Annotated in this window: 17 protein-coding genes; 14 read left to right on the top strand and 3 right to left on the bottom strand. The window is 62.1% G+C overall.

Features of this window, described 5'->3' with window-relative positions; genetic code table 11:
* Positions 1-79 precede the first annotated feature (79 nt).
* Positions 80-619: a chromate transporter gene (locus tag AB4Z25_RS00165; protein ID WP_112390209.1), complete on the bottom strand. Its 540-nt coding sequence runs from the start codon at positions 617-619 to the stop codon at positions 80-82.
* A complete protein-coding gene (locus tag AB4Z25_RS00170; RefSeq protein ID WP_162698839.1) occupies positions 612-1,193 on the bottom strand; it encodes a chromate transporter in 582 nt (193 codons plus the stop codon). The genes AB4Z25_RS00165 and AB4Z25_RS00170 overlap by 8 nt, the downstream gene beginning before the upstream one ends.
* A 543-nt stretch (positions 1,194-1,736) precedes the next feature.
* Here AB4Z25_RS00170 and AB4Z25_RS00175 point away from each other — a divergent pair.
* The 9 genes from AB4Z25_RS00175 (at position 1,737) to AB4Z25_RS00215 (ending at position 13,480) form a co-directional block, all read left to right on the top strand.
* Complete coding sequence (locus AB4Z25_RS00175; RefSeq protein WP_112390211.1) at positions 1,737-3,248, top strand: tripartite tricarboxylate transporter permease; 1,512 nt, start codon at positions 1,737-1,739, stop codon at positions 3,246-3,248.
* Positions 3,245-3,793, top strand: a complete 549-nt coding sequence (locus AB4Z25_RS00180) for a tripartite tricarboxylate transporter TctB family protein (RefSeq protein WP_112540630.1) — start codon at positions 3,245-3,247, stop codon at positions 3,791-3,793. The genes AB4Z25_RS00175 and AB4Z25_RS00180 overlap by 4 nt, the downstream gene beginning before the upstream one ends.
* 157 nt (positions 3,794-3,950) lie before the next feature.
* A complete protein-coding gene (locus AB4Z25_RS00185) occupies positions 3,951-4,955 on the top strand; it encodes a tripartite tricarboxylate transporter substrate-binding protein (protein ID WP_112390213.1) in 1,005 nt (334 codons plus the stop codon).
* 79 nt (positions 4,956-5,034) lie between these two features.
* Positions 5,035-6,828: a thiamine pyrophosphate-binding protein gene (locus tag AB4Z25_RS00190; protein ID WP_112540631.1), complete on the top strand. Its 1,794-nt coding sequence runs from the start codon at positions 5,035-5,037 to the stop codon at positions 6,826-6,828.
* Between the two features lie 34 nt (positions 6,829-6,862).
* Positions 6,863-7,720 carry an NAD(P)-dependent oxidoreductase gene (locus tag AB4Z25_RS00195; protein WP_112540632.1) on the top strand — a complete coding sequence of 286 codons (858 nt, stop codon included), beginning with the start codon at positions 6,863-6,865 and terminating at the stop codon, positions 7,718-7,720.
* 127 nt (positions 7,721-7,847) lie between these two features.
* Positions 7,848-9,068: a hypothetical protein gene (locus tag AB4Z25_RS00200; RefSeq protein WP_442207791.1), complete on the top strand. Its 1,221-nt coding sequence runs from the start codon at positions 7,848-7,850 to the stop codon at positions 9,066-9,068.
* Positions 9,069-9,133: 65 nt separating this feature from the next.
* Positions 9,134-10,639 (top strand): ethanolamine ammonia-lyase reactivating factor EutA, encoded by a 1,506-nt coding sequence (locus tag AB4Z25_RS00205; RefSeq protein WP_112540633.1) that lies wholly within the window; start codon positions 9,134-9,136, stop codon positions 10,637-10,639.
* Positions 10,640-10,742: 103 nt separating this feature from the next.
* Positions 10,743-11,981, top strand: a complete 1,239-nt coding sequence (locus AB4Z25_RS00210) for a cupin domain-containing protein (RefSeq protein WP_112540634.1) — start codon at positions 10,743-10,745, stop codon at positions 11,979-11,981.
* Between the two features lie 2 nt (positions 11,982-11,983).
* The gene (locus AB4Z25_RS00215; protein ID WP_112540635.1) at positions 11,984-13,480 is read left to right on the top strand and encodes an ethanolamine ammonia-lyase reactivating factor EutA; all 1,497 of its coding nucleotides are present in this window, start codon (positions 11,984-11,986) and stop codon (positions 13,478-13,480) included.
* On the opposite strand, the gene AB4Z25_RS00220 is transcribed toward AB4Z25_RS00215, so the two are convergent.
* Positions 13,477-14,370, bottom strand: a complete 894-nt coding sequence (locus AB4Z25_RS00220; RefSeq protein WP_112540636.1) for a LysR substrate-binding domain-containing protein — start codon at positions 14,368-14,370, stop codon at positions 13,477-13,479. The two genes, AB4Z25_RS00215 and AB4Z25_RS00220, sit on opposite strands and share 4 nt — an antisense overlap.
* Positions 14,371-14,535: 165 nt before the next feature.
* Between AB4Z25_RS00220 and AB4Z25_RS00225 the strand changes: the two genes are divergently transcribed.
* From AB4Z25_RS00225 to AB4Z25_RS00245, 5 genes are all read left to right on the top strand, one after another.
* Positions 14,536-15,312, top strand: coding sequence for a class I SAM-dependent methyltransferase (locus tag AB4Z25_RS00225; protein ID WP_442207792.1), 777 nt, complete (start codon positions 14,536-14,538; stop codon positions 15,310-15,312).
* A gap of 353 nt (positions 15,313-15,665) precedes the next feature.
* A complete protein-coding gene (locus AB4Z25_RS00230; RefSeq protein ID WP_112390220.1) occupies positions 15,666-15,875 on the top strand; it encodes a cold-shock protein in 210 nt (69 codons plus the stop codon).
* Between the two features lie 110 nt (positions 15,876-15,985).
* Positions 15,986-16,270, top strand: a complete 285-nt coding sequence (locus tag AB4Z25_RS00235) for a cold-shock protein (protein ID WP_112390221.1) — start codon at positions 15,986-15,988, stop codon at positions 16,268-16,270.
* A gap of 27 nt (positions 16,271-16,297) precedes the next feature.
* A complete protein-coding gene (rpsU, locus tag AB4Z25_RS00240; protein WP_112518562.1) occupies positions 16,298-16,540 on the top strand; it encodes a 30S ribosomal protein S21 in 243 nt (80 codons plus the stop codon).
* A gap of 42 nt (positions 16,541-16,582) precedes the next feature.
* A complete protein-coding gene (locus AB4Z25_RS00245) occupies positions 16,583-16,792 on the top strand; it encodes a hypothetical protein (protein WP_112390223.1) in 210 nt (69 codons plus the stop codon).
* Positions 16,793-16,804: the final 12 nt, after the last annotated feature.

The raw sequence follows: 16,804 nt of genomic DNA on the forward strand, positions 1-16,804 counted from the left end.
ACGATGTTCTGATTTAAAATAATACCGCGAAACGCCCGCCGGTCAATTCCGGTTCGGGCGATTTTTCAGATGGGTGGTTTCAGGCGTAGCCGCCGAGGCTCAGCAGGTAGTAGCCGGCTGCCGCTGTGGCGAGGATCGGGTAGGGGCCGATCTTGGTGAAGAGCAGCAGGGCGATCGCGGTTGCGACGGTGCCTGCTTCGATCCAGTTCAGATGCGCCGATTGGGCGACGGTGTAGCCGCCGGCGAAGATCAGCCCGGCGGCAACCGGTGCCAGGCCGCGTTCGGCGGCGATGATCCAGGGCGAGGCGCGATGCTTGTGCCAGATGCTGCCGCAGATGCAGACGAGCAGCGAGGAGGGCAGGAAGATCGCCAGCGTCGCGACCAGCGCGCCGGTGAGGCCGTCGAGATGCCAGCCGATCAGGGCCAGAATCAGCGTGCCGGGACCGGGGGCGGCGCGGGAGATAGCGTAGAAATCGGTGAAGGCGCGCGGCGTCAGCATGCCGAGCACGTCGACCGTCTGGTGCTGCAGTCCGGCGATGATCGACTGGCCGCCGCCAAAGGAGACGAGCGACAGGGGTATGCAGAGCAGCACGAGATTGAGGAGCTTGGCGTCATCCATTTTTCTTCTCCTTGACGAAGAAGGCGGCGACGATGCTCAGGGGAATGCTGACGGCAACGACCGGGACCAGCGGCCAGCGCAGCACGCCGACGGTGATGAAGACGGCGACGGCGATGAGGATCGGCACGGCGTGCCGGCGCAGCCGCTTGCCGGTCTTGATGCCCATGGTCAGCGACGAGGCGATGCCGACGCAGGCAAGTCCGCGCAGCACGGTATGGGCCGCCTCGTAGCCGTTTATCTGTTCATAGAAGAAACTCATGATCAGGATGACGGTGAAGGCGGGCGCCAGCATGCCGGTGAAGGCAAGCACCGCGCCCGTCCAGCCGCGCAGCTTCAGGCCGATATAGACGGCGAGATTGACCGGATTGGCGCCGGGCAAGATCTGGGCGATGGTCAGCGTCTTCAGGAAATTGTCCTCGTCGAGCCAGCCGCGGCGCTCGACGATCTCCCGGTGGGTCCAGCCGGAGACGCCACCGCCGAAGGACGAGGCGCCCAAGCGCAGGAACGAGATCAGCAGATCGGAGAGCGGCACCTTCTCCTGTTCGCGCAGATGAGCTTCTACCGGCTTGTCCAAATCGGCCTCCCTTGAATGGCTGCCCTGTCCGGAATCCCGGGTGGCGGCAGTCAAGGATGCGCCGTGCCATCGGGCGAAGTCCACGCCATTTCGGCTTAGCCGCACAGTAAGGAAAACTTACCGTGAGCGGCGTTCGCCTGTGGTTTTCACAGCAGGATGAGGCTTTTAAGCTGGCAAAAAGATGCGTTATCCGCGGCTCTTGCCGCTCAACAGGAAATCGCTACACGAAGCCTTTTGTTGCCGTTGCAATATGTGAAAATCGGCCATATTCTCGAATAAAATCGTTTTTAAACAATAACTTAAATGTTGTTCCGCTAAACGGAACGCTGTACCCCTCTACGGAATGCCTATTGCCAGCCCGCAAGAAAAGTGATGGACTAAGCATAAATTTTTGCTTTGGACAAAGTTTCGGCCAGGGGTCCTAATGATCCTCAGAGGCCGGGTCTTTAAGGCGCCGGGTGAGGATAAACCGCACTCTGGGGGAGTGTGCGGCGGAGCAGCGGAGATCTTTCGGTCGCCGCTGACGGGAGGAGTAAAGCTGCAATGATTGAGACTATGTTCGGGGCGCTGTTCAACCTCGTTAGCTCGCCCCATATCATGGGCCTGATGCTGATCGCCGTGGTCTTCGGACTGCTGGTCGGTGTCACCCCCGGGATCGGCGGCAAGCTGTCGATCGCCATGGCCATCCCCTTCGTCTACGGCATGGATATGGTGGCGGGAGCGGTGTTCCTGCTGACCATGCACGCCGTCAACGGCACCAGCGGCCAGATATCCAGCATCATGTTCGGCATCCCCGGCGACGGTGATGACGCGGCAACGACGCTGGATGGCTATCCTCTTGCAAAACAGGGGCAGGCGGCAAGGGCACTTGGCGCCAGCATCACAGCATCGGGTGTCGGCGGCATCATCGGCGCCGTGGTCTTCGCGATCATGATCCCGATCCTCGAACCCGTCATCCTGATGTTCAGCCCGGCGGAATTCTTCCTGATCGCGCTGCTCGGCATCAGCTTCATCGCCTTCCTTTCGAGCGGCAGCCGCATCGTCAAGGGTCTGATCGTCGGCTTCTACGGCCTGATGCTGTCGACCGTCGGCATGGACCCGATCACCGGCACGCCCCGCTATTCCGGCGACTTCCTGTTCCTGTGGGACGGCGTCAGCCTGGTGACCGCCGTGCTTGCGATGTTCGCCGTGCCGGAAATGATCTCGCTCAGCACTAAGGGCGGCTCGATCTCGGCGGTGCCGATGGATACGGGCTTCTCCTATCGCCAGCTGCTGTCAGGCGTTCGTGAAGTACCGCGCCACTGGTGGCTGGTGCTCAGAACGTCGGTCATCGGCGCGATCATCGGCATGATCCCCGGTCTCGGCGGCTCGACGGCGGCCTGGCTCTGCTACGGCCACGCCGTCCAGAGCTCCAAGCATCCGGAACGTTTCGGCAAGGGTGCGATCGAAGGCGTCATCGCGCCGGAGACCGCCAGCAACGGCAAGGAAGGCGGCTCGCTGCTTCCGACCCTGTTCTTCGGCATCCCCGGTTCCTCCGGCATGGCCGTCCTGCTCGGCGCCTTCCTGATCCTCGGCATCCAGCCGGGTGCGCTGATGGTGACCAAGCATCTCGACCTCGTCTGGACGTTGATCTGGGCTCTGGTCGTCGGCAACCTCATCGCCGTGGCGATCCTGCTCGTCATCTGTCGCTGGGTCGCGGTTCTGACCTTCGTCAATGGGCGCATGCTCGTGCCGTTCATCCTGGTCTTCGTGACACTCGGCTGCTTCGTCAGCGACTTCCAGTGGCAGAACCTGATCGTCCTCGTGGTGTTCAGTGCCATCGGTTACGGCTTCCTGCGTGCCGACTGGCCGCGTGCGCCCTTCGTCATCGGCCTGGTGCTCGGCGGCAAGGCGGAAGCCTCGCTCAATCAGGCACTGCAGCTCTGGGGCTACAGCTTCTTCCTGCGGCCGCTGTCGCTGGTACTGATCGCGATGATCGTCTCGCTGATGGCCTACGCCTTCTACCGCAACTTCCGCCCGGCGGCCCGCCGGCGCAACCTGGAGGTCAGCCCATGACCTTGAAGACCATCAGCTTCAGCACTGCGCTGACCTTCGTGATGCTCGCGATCTTTACCACCATGGTGGCGCTGTCGTTCGATTACCCGGCAAAGGCACGCTTTATGCCGCTGGTCGTCGGCATCCCCGGGATCCTGCTCTGTCTGGTACAGCTCGGCCTCGATCTCTTCCGCTCGCCCTCGGCTCCGGCCGCGGCCTCGCTCGGACAGCAGATTGCTGCGGCGAGCGCTCCGGAGAGCGGTCAGCAGGAAGAGGAACTGCCCGAGTTCGGCCCGCACACGGCGCGGCAGGAAGCCATCATGTGGGTCTACCTCGTCAGCTTCGTCACCGGCATCATCCTGTTCGGCTTCTACGTCAGCGTACCGATCATGCTGCTGACGTTCCTGCGCAGGCAGGGCGAGGCAAGCTGGAAGTTCGCGCTGGCACTGGCGATCGCCGCAACGCTCGCTCTCTACCTGATGTTCGGACGCCTGCTCGGTATCGAGCTGCATCCGGGCTTCGTGACCCGCTGGGCAATGCACGCTTTCGGATTTGGCGCGGTCTAGCAGGGTCCGGATTGCGGGGATTTCGAGAATGCGACCGGCAAAGCCGTTCGCGCACGAGGAAGACATGCCGGGCGGCGATTGCCGAGGAGATGGGTCGCCAACGGTTCAGACACAGCACGCCTAAACGACATCATAACGCTCACTGGGAGGGAAGCATATGAACATCAACTCAATCCGCATGGCAGCGATTGGCCTGGGCGCCGGCCTGGCGCTGGTCACGGGATCGGCCTTTGCACAGGAAGGCCCTGACTTCTTCAACGGAAAGACGGTCAACTATATCGTCGCCACCGCGCCTGGCGGCGGCTACGACACCAACGGCCGGCTTGTCGCACAGTTCATGCAGAAGCATCTGCCGGGCTCGACCTTCGTGGTTCAGAACATGCCGGGTGCGGGCCACCTGATCGGCGCCAACTTCATCTATGCGTCCGATCCCGACGGTCTGACCTTCGGCACCTTCAATACCGGCCTGATCTACGGCCAGCTTGCCGGAAACCCGGGCATCAAGTTCGATCTCGCCCAGATGTCCTGGATCGGCAAGGTATCCTCGGACCCGCGCGTCATCGTCGTGTCCAAGGACTCAGGCATCAACAGCTACGAGGATCTCGCCAATCTGAAGGAGCCGATCAAGTTCGCTTCCGCGGGTGTCGGCTCGGCCTCGACGATCGAGACGACGATGCTGGTCAAGGCGCTCGGCCTGAAGATCGAGGTCGTCTCCGGTTATAACGGCAGCGACGACCAGCTCGCCATGCGCCGCGGCGAGGTCCAGGGCATCATCGGCTCGCGCTCGACATTCCAGCCCTTCGTCGATGCAGGCAACGGCAAGCTGATCGCCCAGATCGGTGGTTCGGAAACCGACATTCCGCAACTCGCCTCGCTCGTCAACAATGACGATGCCAAGCGCGTTATCGCGCTGGTGGAATCGCAGAGTGACATCTCCCGCCTGACCGCAGGTCCGTCCGACATTCCGGCCGACCGGCTGAAGGCGCTGCGTGATGCCTATCAGGCTGCCACGTCTGATCCGGAATTCCTCGCCAAGGCCAAGGAGATCGGCGTTCCCGTCGATCCGAAGATCGGCGACGACGTCGGCAGCCTCGTTAAGGGCGCCATGAACCAGACGCCTGAAGTCGTCAGCTTCCTGAAGGAGTCGCTCAAGGAGGACTGATCGTCTCTTGAGCGAATGGCCGGGCGGCAGTTCCGCCGCCCGCCTCTTTTCAATGCGGTCTCGGGAAGGCAGGCACAGCATGGATAACAAGGTGACGAACGCCGCGCTGGGCGAGGCGGCGCAGAAGGAAGGCGTACCCTCTGCATGGCAGTCGGATGTCATTGCTGATCTGATCAAGCAATACGGCTTTCCGTTCATCACGCTCAATCCCGGCGCCAGCTATCGTGGCCTGCATGACTCGCTGGTCAATCACAACGGCAACAATCCGCCGATGCTGATCTGCCAGCACGAGAAGATCGCCGTGCAGATCGCCCATGGCTACGCCAAGGTGACGGGCGAGCCGCTGGCGGTCATCGTCCACAACGTGGTCGGCCTCCTGCATTCCACCATGGGCGTTTATTACGCCTATACCGACCGCGCTCCGGTCTTCCTGATCGGCGCCACCGGCCCGATGGACGAGGGCAAGCGCCGTCCTCGCGTCGACTGGGCGCATACTGCCAATGTGCAGGGCAACCAGGTCCGCGATTACGTGAAATGGGACTATCAGCCGGGTGGTATCGACGGCGTGGTCGACAGCTTCGCCCGCGCTTATTCGATCATGATGACCGAGCCGCGCGGCCCGATCTACATGTGTTACGACGCCGGGCTGCAGGAGGCGCCGTTGGAGGAGCCGATCGCGCTGCCTTCGCCGAAATCCGCAAAGGTGCCGAGCCGCATCGCGCCGGATCCGAAGGCGCTGGAAGAAGCTGCCGATCGTCTGGTTTCCGCCGAATGGCCGGTGCTCGTGCCGCAGTTCGTCGGCCGCGACAAGAATGGCTATAGCGATATGGTCGGACTTGCCGAAGCGCTCGGCGCGCCTGTCGTCGATACGCAGTGGCGCCTGAATTTCCCGACCGAGCATCCGCTCGACATGCGCATGAGCAAAGACGTCTTCAAACAGGCCGACCTGATCACGCTGCTCGACTGCCGCGACTGGGAGCGTCCGACGCATGTCAACGACCGCATCAACCGCACGCTGAAGCCGTTGTTCCCGAAGGGCTGCGATTGGCTGGATATCGGCTTTGCCGACATCGAGATTTCCAAGTGGGCGACGGATTATCAGCGCTTCCCCGAGACGGCGCAGCGGGTGCTCGCCGATACGGCGCTGGCCATTCCGGCGCTGACGACGCTGATCAAGGATCGCGTCAAGGATAATGGCGCACTTGCAAAGCGGATCGCCGAGCGCGCCGCTGCGGTTGGCGAAATGCACAAAGCGCAGCGCGCCAAGTGGCGCGAGGAGTCGCGCGACGGCTGGGATTCCAAGCCCGTCTCGCTCGGCCGTCTGGCAACCGAAGTCTGGGACAAGATCCAGCATGAAGACTGGGTGCTGACCACCAATGCCTTTGAAGACTGGGCGCTGAAACTCTGGGATTTCGACAAGCCATACCGCTGGCCGGGCAAGGCGCTCGGCACAGGCACGCAGATCGGCATGGCGACCGGGATTGCGCTCGCCCACAAGGGCACCGGCCGTCTCGTCGTCGATTGCCAGACGGATGGCGACCTGATGTTCGATGTCGGGGCGCTGTGGTTCGCCGCCAAGCACAAAGTGCCGTTCCTCTGCGTCATGCACAACAACCGCGCCTACTACAATGACTGGGACCATCAGATCACCGTGGCCCGCCAGCGCGGTACCCCCGTCGAGCGCGCCCATATCGGCATGGATCTCTTCGATCCGGCACCCGATTTCGCAACGCTCGCCCGCGGTCTCGGCTGGTATGCCGAGGGACCCATCGAGGACGCCGATGATATTGGTGCCGCGCTGGAGCGGGCGATCGCCCAGGTCAAGAACGGCATTCCGGCGCTGATCGACGTTGTGACACAGCACGAAGGATAAGCGCCTCGGCGCAGCAGGCATTTGGGAGACAGGCATGAAGGTAGCAGTGGTCGGTACGGGAGAGATGGGGCTTGCAATGGCAGGCCACATGCTCGACGGCGGGCATGAGGTTTCCGGCTTTGACGTCAATGCCGAACGGCTTGCCGCGGCTGCCGAGAAGGGCATCAAACCGGCTGGCGATCTCGCGGAACTCTCCGAAGCCGAGGTGTTCATCCTCGTCGTTGCCACCGATCAGCAGGTCATCGATGTCTGCGAAACGCTGTCGGCAAGTGCTGCGAAGGGATCGATCATCGCTGTGGCGGCGACAGTCAGCCCGGAGACGATGCAGAAGCTTGGCCCGAAGCTGAGAGAAAAGGGCATTGGCCTCGTCGATGCACCGGTCGTCTATGGGGCATCGGGCGCGCGCTCCGGCACGCTGCTTTCGCTCTGCGGCGGCTGCGAGGAGGATGTCGAACGCATCCGCCCGGTGATGATGTGCTATAGCCGCGATGTCGTGCGCGTCGGGCCGCTCGGATCGGGCCAGATCGCCAAGTCCTGCAACAATCTGCTGCACTGGGTCCATTGCGTCGCCAATTACGAGACGCTGCTGATCGCCAAGCGCTACGGCATCGACGCCCAGCGCATGCGCGAAATCCTGCTGCTCTGCCCCGGCACCAACGGCACGCTCGCCCGGTGGGATTCGACGCGCTTCACCTGGCAGGAGAAGGACATGGATGTGACGCTGGAGCTCGCCCAGAAGGCAGGGCTGATGCTGCCGCTCGCCGGTCAGGTGGACCAGATCATCAAGTCGCTGAAAGCCGACGACGTGAAGGGCCTTCTTTATGGCGAGGAGGCGAGCTACCTCGGCAAGACCGTGCGGCCGATGACACAAGCCGAAGGGGGCGTTGCCTGACGCCTGCCGTCCATGAATTCGCGCCCGCGCATGCGCCCGGAGCCCCCTCCGGAAATGTGCTGAACCGCCGCTCCGTCATCTGACGGCTCCAGTGGTGAAACCGAAACAAGACATCGAGAGTGAGATTATGTCCGTCAGTGAAAATCCAGCCGTCGCCGATCCTGTTGCCGTCAAGGATCCCGGCAATTCGAAATTCCTGGTCGATCCCTATGGCGACTGGTCGAAGGGCGAGGGGATTCCGATTCATTTCGATCTCGGCCACGACCTCCTGGCGCTCGAAACCGGCACCTGGGATCGCTATGACGCCCGTGGCTGCTTTGCGCATACCCAGGGCATGGGCGACTTCATGGCAAACTATGTCATCGAAGTTCTGCCGGGCAAGAAGACGCGGCCGGTCAAGCATCTCTACGAGGCCTTCTTCTATGTGCTCTCAGGCTACGGCTCGACCACCGTCTGGCTGCCGAATGGCGAGACGCGGACCTTCGAATGGGGTCCGAAGGCGCTGTTTGCGATACCGCTGAACTGCCAGTACCAGTTCCACAACGGCTCCGGTCAGGAAACGGTGCGGCTGTCCTGCACCAACCATGCGCCGCTGACGATCAACCTCTACCACAATCTGAAATTCGTCTTCGAGAACGACTTCGACTTCGACGACCGCATCGGCGGCGCCAAGCATTTCGAGGGCGAGGGTGTGCTCTACAGCTACGGCGCTGAGTCGGCCCGCAAGGTGCAGAACGTCTGGGAAACCAACTTCGTCCACGACCTGACGAGCTTCAAGCTTTACGAGTTCGACGGCCGCGGCAAGGGTTCGCTGAACGTCAACTTCGTGCTGGCCGACGGCACCATGCACTCGCATGTCTCGCAGATGCCGGTCGGACGCTACAAGAAGGCGCATCGCCATGCGGCGGGCACGCACGTTCATGCCGTCGATGGCGAGGGCTATTCGCTGATGTGGTATGAAGGGGAGTCGGAGTTCAAGGAAATCCCGTGGCGTCACGGCTACATGTATACGCCGCCGTTCTGGATGTACCACCAGCACTTCAACACCTGTGACCAGCCGGCGCGCTACGTTGCCTGCTCGCTCGGCAGCCGCCGCTACCCGTTCATCTCGTTGCGCCGCAAGAGCGCGGAAGGCGGTGGGGCGACCTCGGTCAAGGATGGCGGCCGCCAGATCGAATACGAGGATCAGGATCCGCGCGTCCATCGAAAGTTCCTCGAGGAACTGCAGAAGACGGGCGTCCCCTCGGCCATGGGTGACATCTTCGACGAGGCGGCTATCATGGCGCTCGACAAGGACAGCCTCACCGGCGTCATCAAGACCCCGATCCTCGCCGGTCCGGCCAGCTGATCAGAGGCGCGCCGGCGGCAGGTCCGCCGGCCTCCTCGCGCAGGCATGCACAGGGAATAGAGTAAGTGCACGATCTCGATTTCGATCACGAACATGGCGATCTCTCGGACGACGAGCGCCGGGCGATTTCCGACTGGCTGTGGCAGCAGGAAACCGTCGAGCTTCTGACCGTCGGCATCGATATCGGCAGCTCGACCTCGCACCTGCTCTTCGCCCGCGTCGTCATGCGCCGCGAGACGGAGGAACTCTCCAGTCGCTTCCAGGTGATTGACCGCCAGGTCGTCTGGCGCTCGCCGATCCTGCTGACACCATTCCTGCCTGACGGGACGATCGACGCGCATGAGCTCAGGCATTTTTTCGCTCATTGCTACGAGGATGCGGGCTATAAGCGCAGCCATATCGATACCGGCGCGGTGATCCTCACCGGCGAGGCGATCAAGCGGAAGAATGCGCGGGCGATCGACGAGATCTTCGCCAGCGAATCCGGCCGCTTCGTCTGTGCGACCGCGGGCCACAAGCTCGAATGCATGCTGGCGGCCCATGGCTCCGGCGCCACGGAACTCTCGAAGAAGCGCAATGCCTGCGGGCTGCATGTCGATATCGGTGGCGGCACGACGAAGCTGGCGCTGATCAGCAAGGGTGAGATCATCGACGTCGCGGCCTTCGCCGTCGGCGGGCGTCTGATAGCGCAGGACAAGACGGGCGCCTGGACCCGTGTCGATGAATCGGCCTCGATCGTCGCCGCCGAACTTGGCTTCTCAACTGATCCGGAAACGCTTGCTGATCCGGAAGTACGACTGGCGATCGCCAAGAGATTGGCGGCCGCTGCCGTCGACCAGATCCTCGGCGCGCCGCTCGATGCGCTCGGCGAGAAGCTGCAGCTGACCGAGCCGCTGGACCGCAGCTTCCGGCCTGACTACGTCACTTTCTCGGGCGGCGTCTCGGAATATATCTTCGAGTACGAGACCGCTGATCATGGCGATATCGCCCAGATGCTGGCCAAGGAGATCATCGCGCAGCTGACGCCGAGGATCGATATGCCGATTGTCGATGCCGGGCAGCGTATCCGCGCCACCGTCATCGGCGCCTCGCAGTTTACCGTGCAGGTCAGCGGCAAGACGATGTACCGCACCGGCGATCGCGGCCTGCCGTCGCACAACATCCCGGTCGTGCATCTCGGCCATGCGGTGCCTGAACATGTCGATGCCGAAGCGATCGCCAGGGCCTTTGCCGCAGGGGCGGAGCGGCGGGACAGCATGATTGCCGCGCCGTTGGCGCTGGCCTTCACCTTCACCGGCCTGCCTGACTATCTGCGGCTCCTGGAGCTCGCCAAGGCGATCAAGATGTTTGCGGCGCCCGAGGGGCATCGCGACGAATTGCTGGTGCTCGTCATCGATGGCGATATCGGCCAGACGATCGGCCGCATCCTCGACCGCGAGCTGAAGATCGGGCCGCATCTGATCTCGATCGATGGCGTGCAGCTGAAGGAACTCGATTTCGTCGATCTCGGCGAATTCATCAATCCGCCGGGCGTCGTGCCCGTCGTGATCAAGTCGCTGTTGTTTTCGTAACGATCCTCCGACGGCCTTGATTTGAGAGGCGGGCGGATGTACGTTGAGTTTAAATTGGAACGATGTTCTACATAGGAGAACATCTGATTGGGAGGAGAAACCCATGCATCAGGATCCCCTTGGCGGCGGCACAGGCACGCACTGGCACGAGCCGGCCGGCACGAAGAAGGCAGGCTTCGGCGAGTTCAAGAAGCAGCCGACGCCCTATGACCAGTTCATGGAAGAGGAAGGCATTCCTGTCTTCCGCGACCTCGGTATTTCCAACGTCAAGAACCTGCCGCTGAAGCCCTGGAAGCGCACCGGCGGCCGCGGCAGCTATATCCAGCTTTACGGCACAGAGACCAAGTGGGGCTGTCACCTCGTCGAAGTGCCCGCCGCCGGCGAACTCAATCCGGAAAAGCACATGTACGAGGAAATCTACCTCGTCGTGGAAGGCCGCGGCTCGACCGAAGTCTGGCTCGAAGGCGAGGGCAAGAAGCATGTGTTCGAATGGCAGGAAGGATCGATGTTCTCGATCCCGATGAATGCCTGGCACCGCATCGTCAACGCCACCAACAGCCCGGCGCTGCTGCTCGGCGGCACGACGGCGCCTGTCGTCGTCAATGCCGTCCAGAATTTCGACGCCGTCTATAACAACCCCTTCGTCTTCCGCGACCGCTTCTCGGGCGCCGACGACTTCTACAAATATCGCGAGGAGATCGAGCCGGATCCGGTGCGCGGTCTTGCGATGCGCCGCACCAACTTCCTGCCCGATGCCGTCAATTGCGACCTGCCGCTTGATAACCGCCGCTCGGTCGGCTATCGCCGCGTCGAGCCGTTTATGACCAACAACAATTTCTATTACTGGATCGGACAGCACGAGAACGGCCGCTATTCCAAGGCGCATGCCCATACGTCTGCGGCAATCCTGATCTGCCTCAAGGGCGAGGGCTATACCTATACATGGCCGGAAGAATGCGGCGTCAATCCCTGGGAAAACGGCCATGCCGACCGCGTCCGCCGTCTCGACTATGGCCAGTACGGCATGGTGACGGCGGCTCCGGGCGGGGCGCGCTGGTACCACCAGCATTTTAGCGTCTCGAAGGACGATTTCCGTCTGACGGCGTGGTTCGGCCCGCACAATCCCGGCCGTGATCCCGGCGCACCCGGCGAGAAGCACATCGACTACACCGCAATCGACGTCAACGAGGGCGGCACTGCCATTCCGTACTGGATGGAAGACCCCTATATCCGCAAGGAATATGAGGCGCTTCTGAAGAAGAACGGTGTGGAGGTTCGCATGAAGCCGGAGTGGTATGACAAACCTGCCGACACGACGACGAAGAAGTCGACCGTCGTCTGATCATGGCTGACGACGAAGAAGAACAGGGCGGCCGGATATTCTTTTCGAATGTCGGCCGCAGCATGGAGCTCGAAGACGAGATCGTGCTGGTCAGCGTCGGTATCGATATCGGCTCCTCGACCTCGCATCTCGCCTTTTCCCGCATCGTGCTCGAGCGTCTCGACACCCGTTACATGGTGGTCGAGCGCACGCTGCTGCATCAGTCGGATGTGCTTTTGACGCCCTATAGCGGTGACGACGAGATCGATGCGGATGCGCTCGGCGCTTTCTTCGCCGATCAGTACAGGCAGGCGGGCATCACCCCTGATGATATCGATACCGGCGCGCTGATCCTGACCGGCGTTGCCGTCCGGCGCAGCAATGCCCGGGCGATTGGCACGCTGTTTTCCGAGGAGACCGGCAAGTTCGTCGTCGTCAGCGCAGGCGACGGTCTGGAGACGACGCTCGCCGCTTTCGGCTCAGGCGCGGTGGCGCTGTCGGGGCGGACCGGCGAGAGCGTGCTGAACGTCGATATCGGCGGCGGTACCTCGAAGCTTGCCTTCTGCAGTGCAGGCACGATCCGGCATATCGCGGCGATCGATATCGGCGCACGCATCGTTGCCTTCGACGAGAACCGCAGGATCACCCGCGTCGAGGAGGCCGGTCGCTATTTCGGCCGCAAGGCGGGTGTCGAAGTCGAGCTTGGGGCGACACTCAGCGAAGCCGATGCGCGCAGGCTGGCATCGGCTATGGTTGAACAGCTGTTCGAGGCGATGCAGGGTGGAGAGATGAGCGCGGAGACCGTCGGGCTCCATCGTTTGCCGCCGCTGCCATCGGTGCTGCCCGATGTCGTGACCGTATCCGGTGGCGTCTCGGAATTCCTCTATGCCGAAAAGCCGGAAAGTTTCAGCGATCTCGGCCCGCTGCTGGCCGAAATTCTGCGCGAACGGCTGGAGCGCTGGTCGCCGCGGCTGGAGAAGCCGGAGCAGGGCATCCGCGCCACTGTCGTCGGCGCTTCGCAATATACGGTGCAGGTCAGCGGCAGCACGATCTTTGTCCATCCGCTGTCACTGCTGCCGGTGCGCAATATCCCCGTCATCAAGCCTGCGATCGAGTTCGCCGACAAGATCGACCCCTCCGATGTCGCAGCACGGGTGACGGAGTCCCTATCTCGGCTTGATCTCAATAGCGGCGAAAGCCCGGTTGCGGTCTGCTATGATTGGGATGGCTCGGCGAGCTATCGCCGCCTCGACGGCTTCTGCCGCGGGGTGATCGAGGGGCTGGCGCCGGTGCTTTCCAAGGGGCACCCGCTGATCCTGGTCGGCAATGGCGATGTCGGCGGCCTTGTCGGCATGCATTGCAAGCTGGAGGCCGGGATTTCCTCGCTTGTGTCGATCGACGGCATCAAGCTCGATGAGTTCGACTTCATCGATATCGGCGCCATGCTGGAGACCTCAGGCGCCGTGCCAGTGGTCATCAAGTCGCTGGTGTTTCCGGACAAGAAGCTCGGCAGCGGCTAGGAACCCGGCACATCCCGCCTGGGGGCGGGATGTGTTGAGACAAAGGCTTTGGCCTCGGCCCGCAACCACTCGCAGAAGATGACGGATTTGCGGTTCCGCCTTGCACGGCGCAGCGCCACATATTCGTGGCCGCTGTCGAGGAAGCCGAAGGGGGCCGCCAGCCTGGCGTCGCGGATGTCGTCCGTGACATAGGGCCAGGGCGCGACGCAGACGCCGAGCCCTGCGCCTGCCGCTTCCAGCATGAAATAGAAGTGTTCGTATTCGACGCGCGGTCCGCTCTCGATGTTTAAACCCGAGCGCGCCAGCCAGTCGCCCCAGGCGCGGAGCCGGGTCTTGGTGTGCAGCTGCGGCAGGCCGCCGATCTGCGCCGACAGGGCCGGAGAGACCACCGGTCCGGTCTGTTCGGGAAAGAGCGGGATGACATCGGCACCGTCGGGCCAGGGTGCGGTGCCGACACGGATCGCCACGTCGAAGCCGTCGCGGGCAAAATCGACCGGCCGGGAGGAGGCCGTCAGACGCACGTCGATACTGGGATGTTCGGCCTGGAAGCGATAAAGCCGCGGGATCAGCCAGCGCATCGTGAAGGTGCCGGGGCAGGAGACATCGAGCGGGCCATCGCCGGTATCGGCAACGGCGCGCACCGACATGTCGATCTGATCGAAGGCAGCGACCAGCCCCGGCAGCAGCGTCTGCCCGGCCTCCGTCAGCCGCATCCTGTTCTTCGGTCCTTCGAACAACGCTACGCCGAGAAGCTCCTCCAGATGCTGGATTTGGCGGCTGATGGCGCTGTGTGTCACGTTCAGCTCTTCGGCGGCCAGCGTCATGCGGCCGTGGCGGCCTGCGGCTTCGAAGGCGCGGAGCGCATTGAGGGAGGGCAGACGTCTTGCCATGTGTGTTTTAGGAACAATCCGTGTTCGAGCTTATCGGTTTTCGTCCTGGAGAATATGATGTTTTCTTCAGTTGCAACACTAAGGCAAAGCCGCTGAGCGCACAACAGGTGCTGGATGCCCAGGCATTCGGCAGGGCGAAGCTTTGCCTGGCAAAGGATGGAAACCATGAACAGCAGACATGTAGACGGAAGTGCCGGCGACGCCAATTACGGTGTGATCGGCACCAATTACACCCGGTACCGGCAGCCCGATCCCCATATCGCCGCCTTCATCTGGCGCGCGCTCGGCGATGCCAGAACGGTGCTTAATGTCGGCGCGGGCGCCGGTTCCTACGAGCCAACCGATCGCACGGTCACCGCCGTCGAGCCATCGGCCTCGATGCGCGCCCAGCGTCCGGCGCATCTGCCGGTGGCGATCGATGCGGTGGCGGAAAAGCTGCCCTTCGCCGATGACAGCTTCGATGCCAGCATGACGACTTTCTCCGTTCACCAATGGTCGGACCTCAAGGCCGGCCTTGCCGCGATGCGCCGTGTGACGCGCGGTCCGGTCGCGGTGCTGAGCTGCGACCCGGACGAGCTGCATCGCTCATGGCTGCACGCCTACGCCCCTGAAATGATCGCGGTGGAGGCCAGCCGTTATCCGCCGCTTGCGGCCATCTCCGGCGCCTTGGGCGGGACGATCGAGATCAAGCCTGTGCCGATTCCGCTTCACTGCACCGACGGCTTCGGCGAAGGCTATTACGGCCGCCCCGAGCGGCTGCTCGATCCCGGCGCACGGCTTGCCAACTCGGCCTGGAGCTTCGTCGACGCTTCCGTTGGCGAGCGCTTCGCCGAAGAGCTCGGCCGCGATCTGAAAGATGGCAGCTGGGACAGACGCTATGGCGAACTTCGCTCGCAGCCGTTCTTCGAGGGATCGCTGCGGCTGATCGTTTCGACGCCGTGAACGGATAGCGGCTTACAACTCACAGCTTTCAGGCAGTCCCATCGCCTGTGCAGCGAAGGGGCTGCCTTGCCGGATGGCGATAAAACCGATAGAAGTTTCTTTCAGCTTTCGGATTTTATCGGAAACGAAATTCAACGAAATCAGCAAACTGCGGGATAAAATTTTAAAACCGGCGAAGTTTCTTGCTGTTGCCCGTTGCTAAATTTCAAATTGATCCTATATTGGGTTCATCGACCATTGCTTGTGACGTCGCTCAAGAGCGCTTTTGCCTCTTCAGATTTCCTTCCAAATAATCGATCTAGGTCCGCAAAGTATCGCGGAAAAAACAACGGTTGCTTTGAAAGGAGATCGTTATGAATACAGGTACAGTCAAGTGGTTCAACGCCACCAAGGGTTTCGGCTTTATCCAGGCTGACAACGGCGGCGCAGACGTTTTCGTCCACATTTCTGCAGTTGAACGCGCAGGCCTGCGCTCGCTCGCAGACGGACAGAAGATCCGTTTCGACATCGTGCAGGACCGCAAGTCCGGCAAGAACTCGGCGGACAACCTGCAGGCTGAATGAATTTGTCACGGCTCGCGCGACCACGGATGTACTGGCGCGCTGAGACGATGACGGAGGAAGGTCGGGATTAGTCCCGGCCTTTTGTTTTTTCATCTGATACGGAGAACGGCATGACGAACCGCCACTACCGGCCGGGCGATAGCATCGTTCTGAAGCCGGGAATTCTTGGAAGCGTCCAGCCGGGCGGCGCCGGCCGCGTCGTGTCGGTCATGCCGGCAGCACAGGGCTTCGTCCATTACCGCGTCAGATTCCAGAACGAGAATTGCGAGCGAAGCGTCCGCCAGGACGATATCGACGTTCTGGCATCGTCAGGCCGCCCCGCCGCCGAGGTCAAGGTGACGGAAAGCCCGAAATCGAGCTGGATCAATTCGAATACGATCCGCATCAAGAAATAACGGCCGTTGGCCGATTAAGGAGACGTCTTGCAGGTACTCGTCCGGGATAACAACGTCGATCAGGCTCTTCGCGTCTTGAAGAAGAAGATGCAGCGCGAGGGTGTGTTTCGCGAAATGAAGGCGCGCAGCGCCTATGAAAAGCCTTCTGAAAAGCGCGCCCGCGAAAAGGGCGAAGCGATCCGCCGCGCCCGCAAGCTTGCCCGCAAGCAGGCTCAGCGCGAAGGCCTCCTGCCGGCTCCCAAGAAGAAGATCCTGGCGCGCGCCCGCTAACCGACCGTCATACCGGGACAGGCACTCCTGAAGGAGGAAAGCATGACCAAGACGAAAGACAATCTCTTCAAGCCCGAAAAGCTTTCGGCGCAGGCGAAGGCGGAAAACACCGCCTCGATGGCCAAAGAGATCATGGCCGGCGAGCTCATCGAGCGGCAGAAGAAGACCGAGAGACTGCGGGCGCTGCGTTTGGCGCAGCCCGTAGCCGAGCCGCCCGCGAAGAAAACACGCGCGGCCAGCAAGAAATCCTGAGTTCATTCTCAT

Source organism: Rhizobium sp. RAF36 (assembly GCF_052114105.1).
Taxonomy (GTDB): domain Bacteria; phylum Pseudomonadota; class Alphaproteobacteria; order Rhizobiales; family Rhizobiaceae; genus Rhizobium.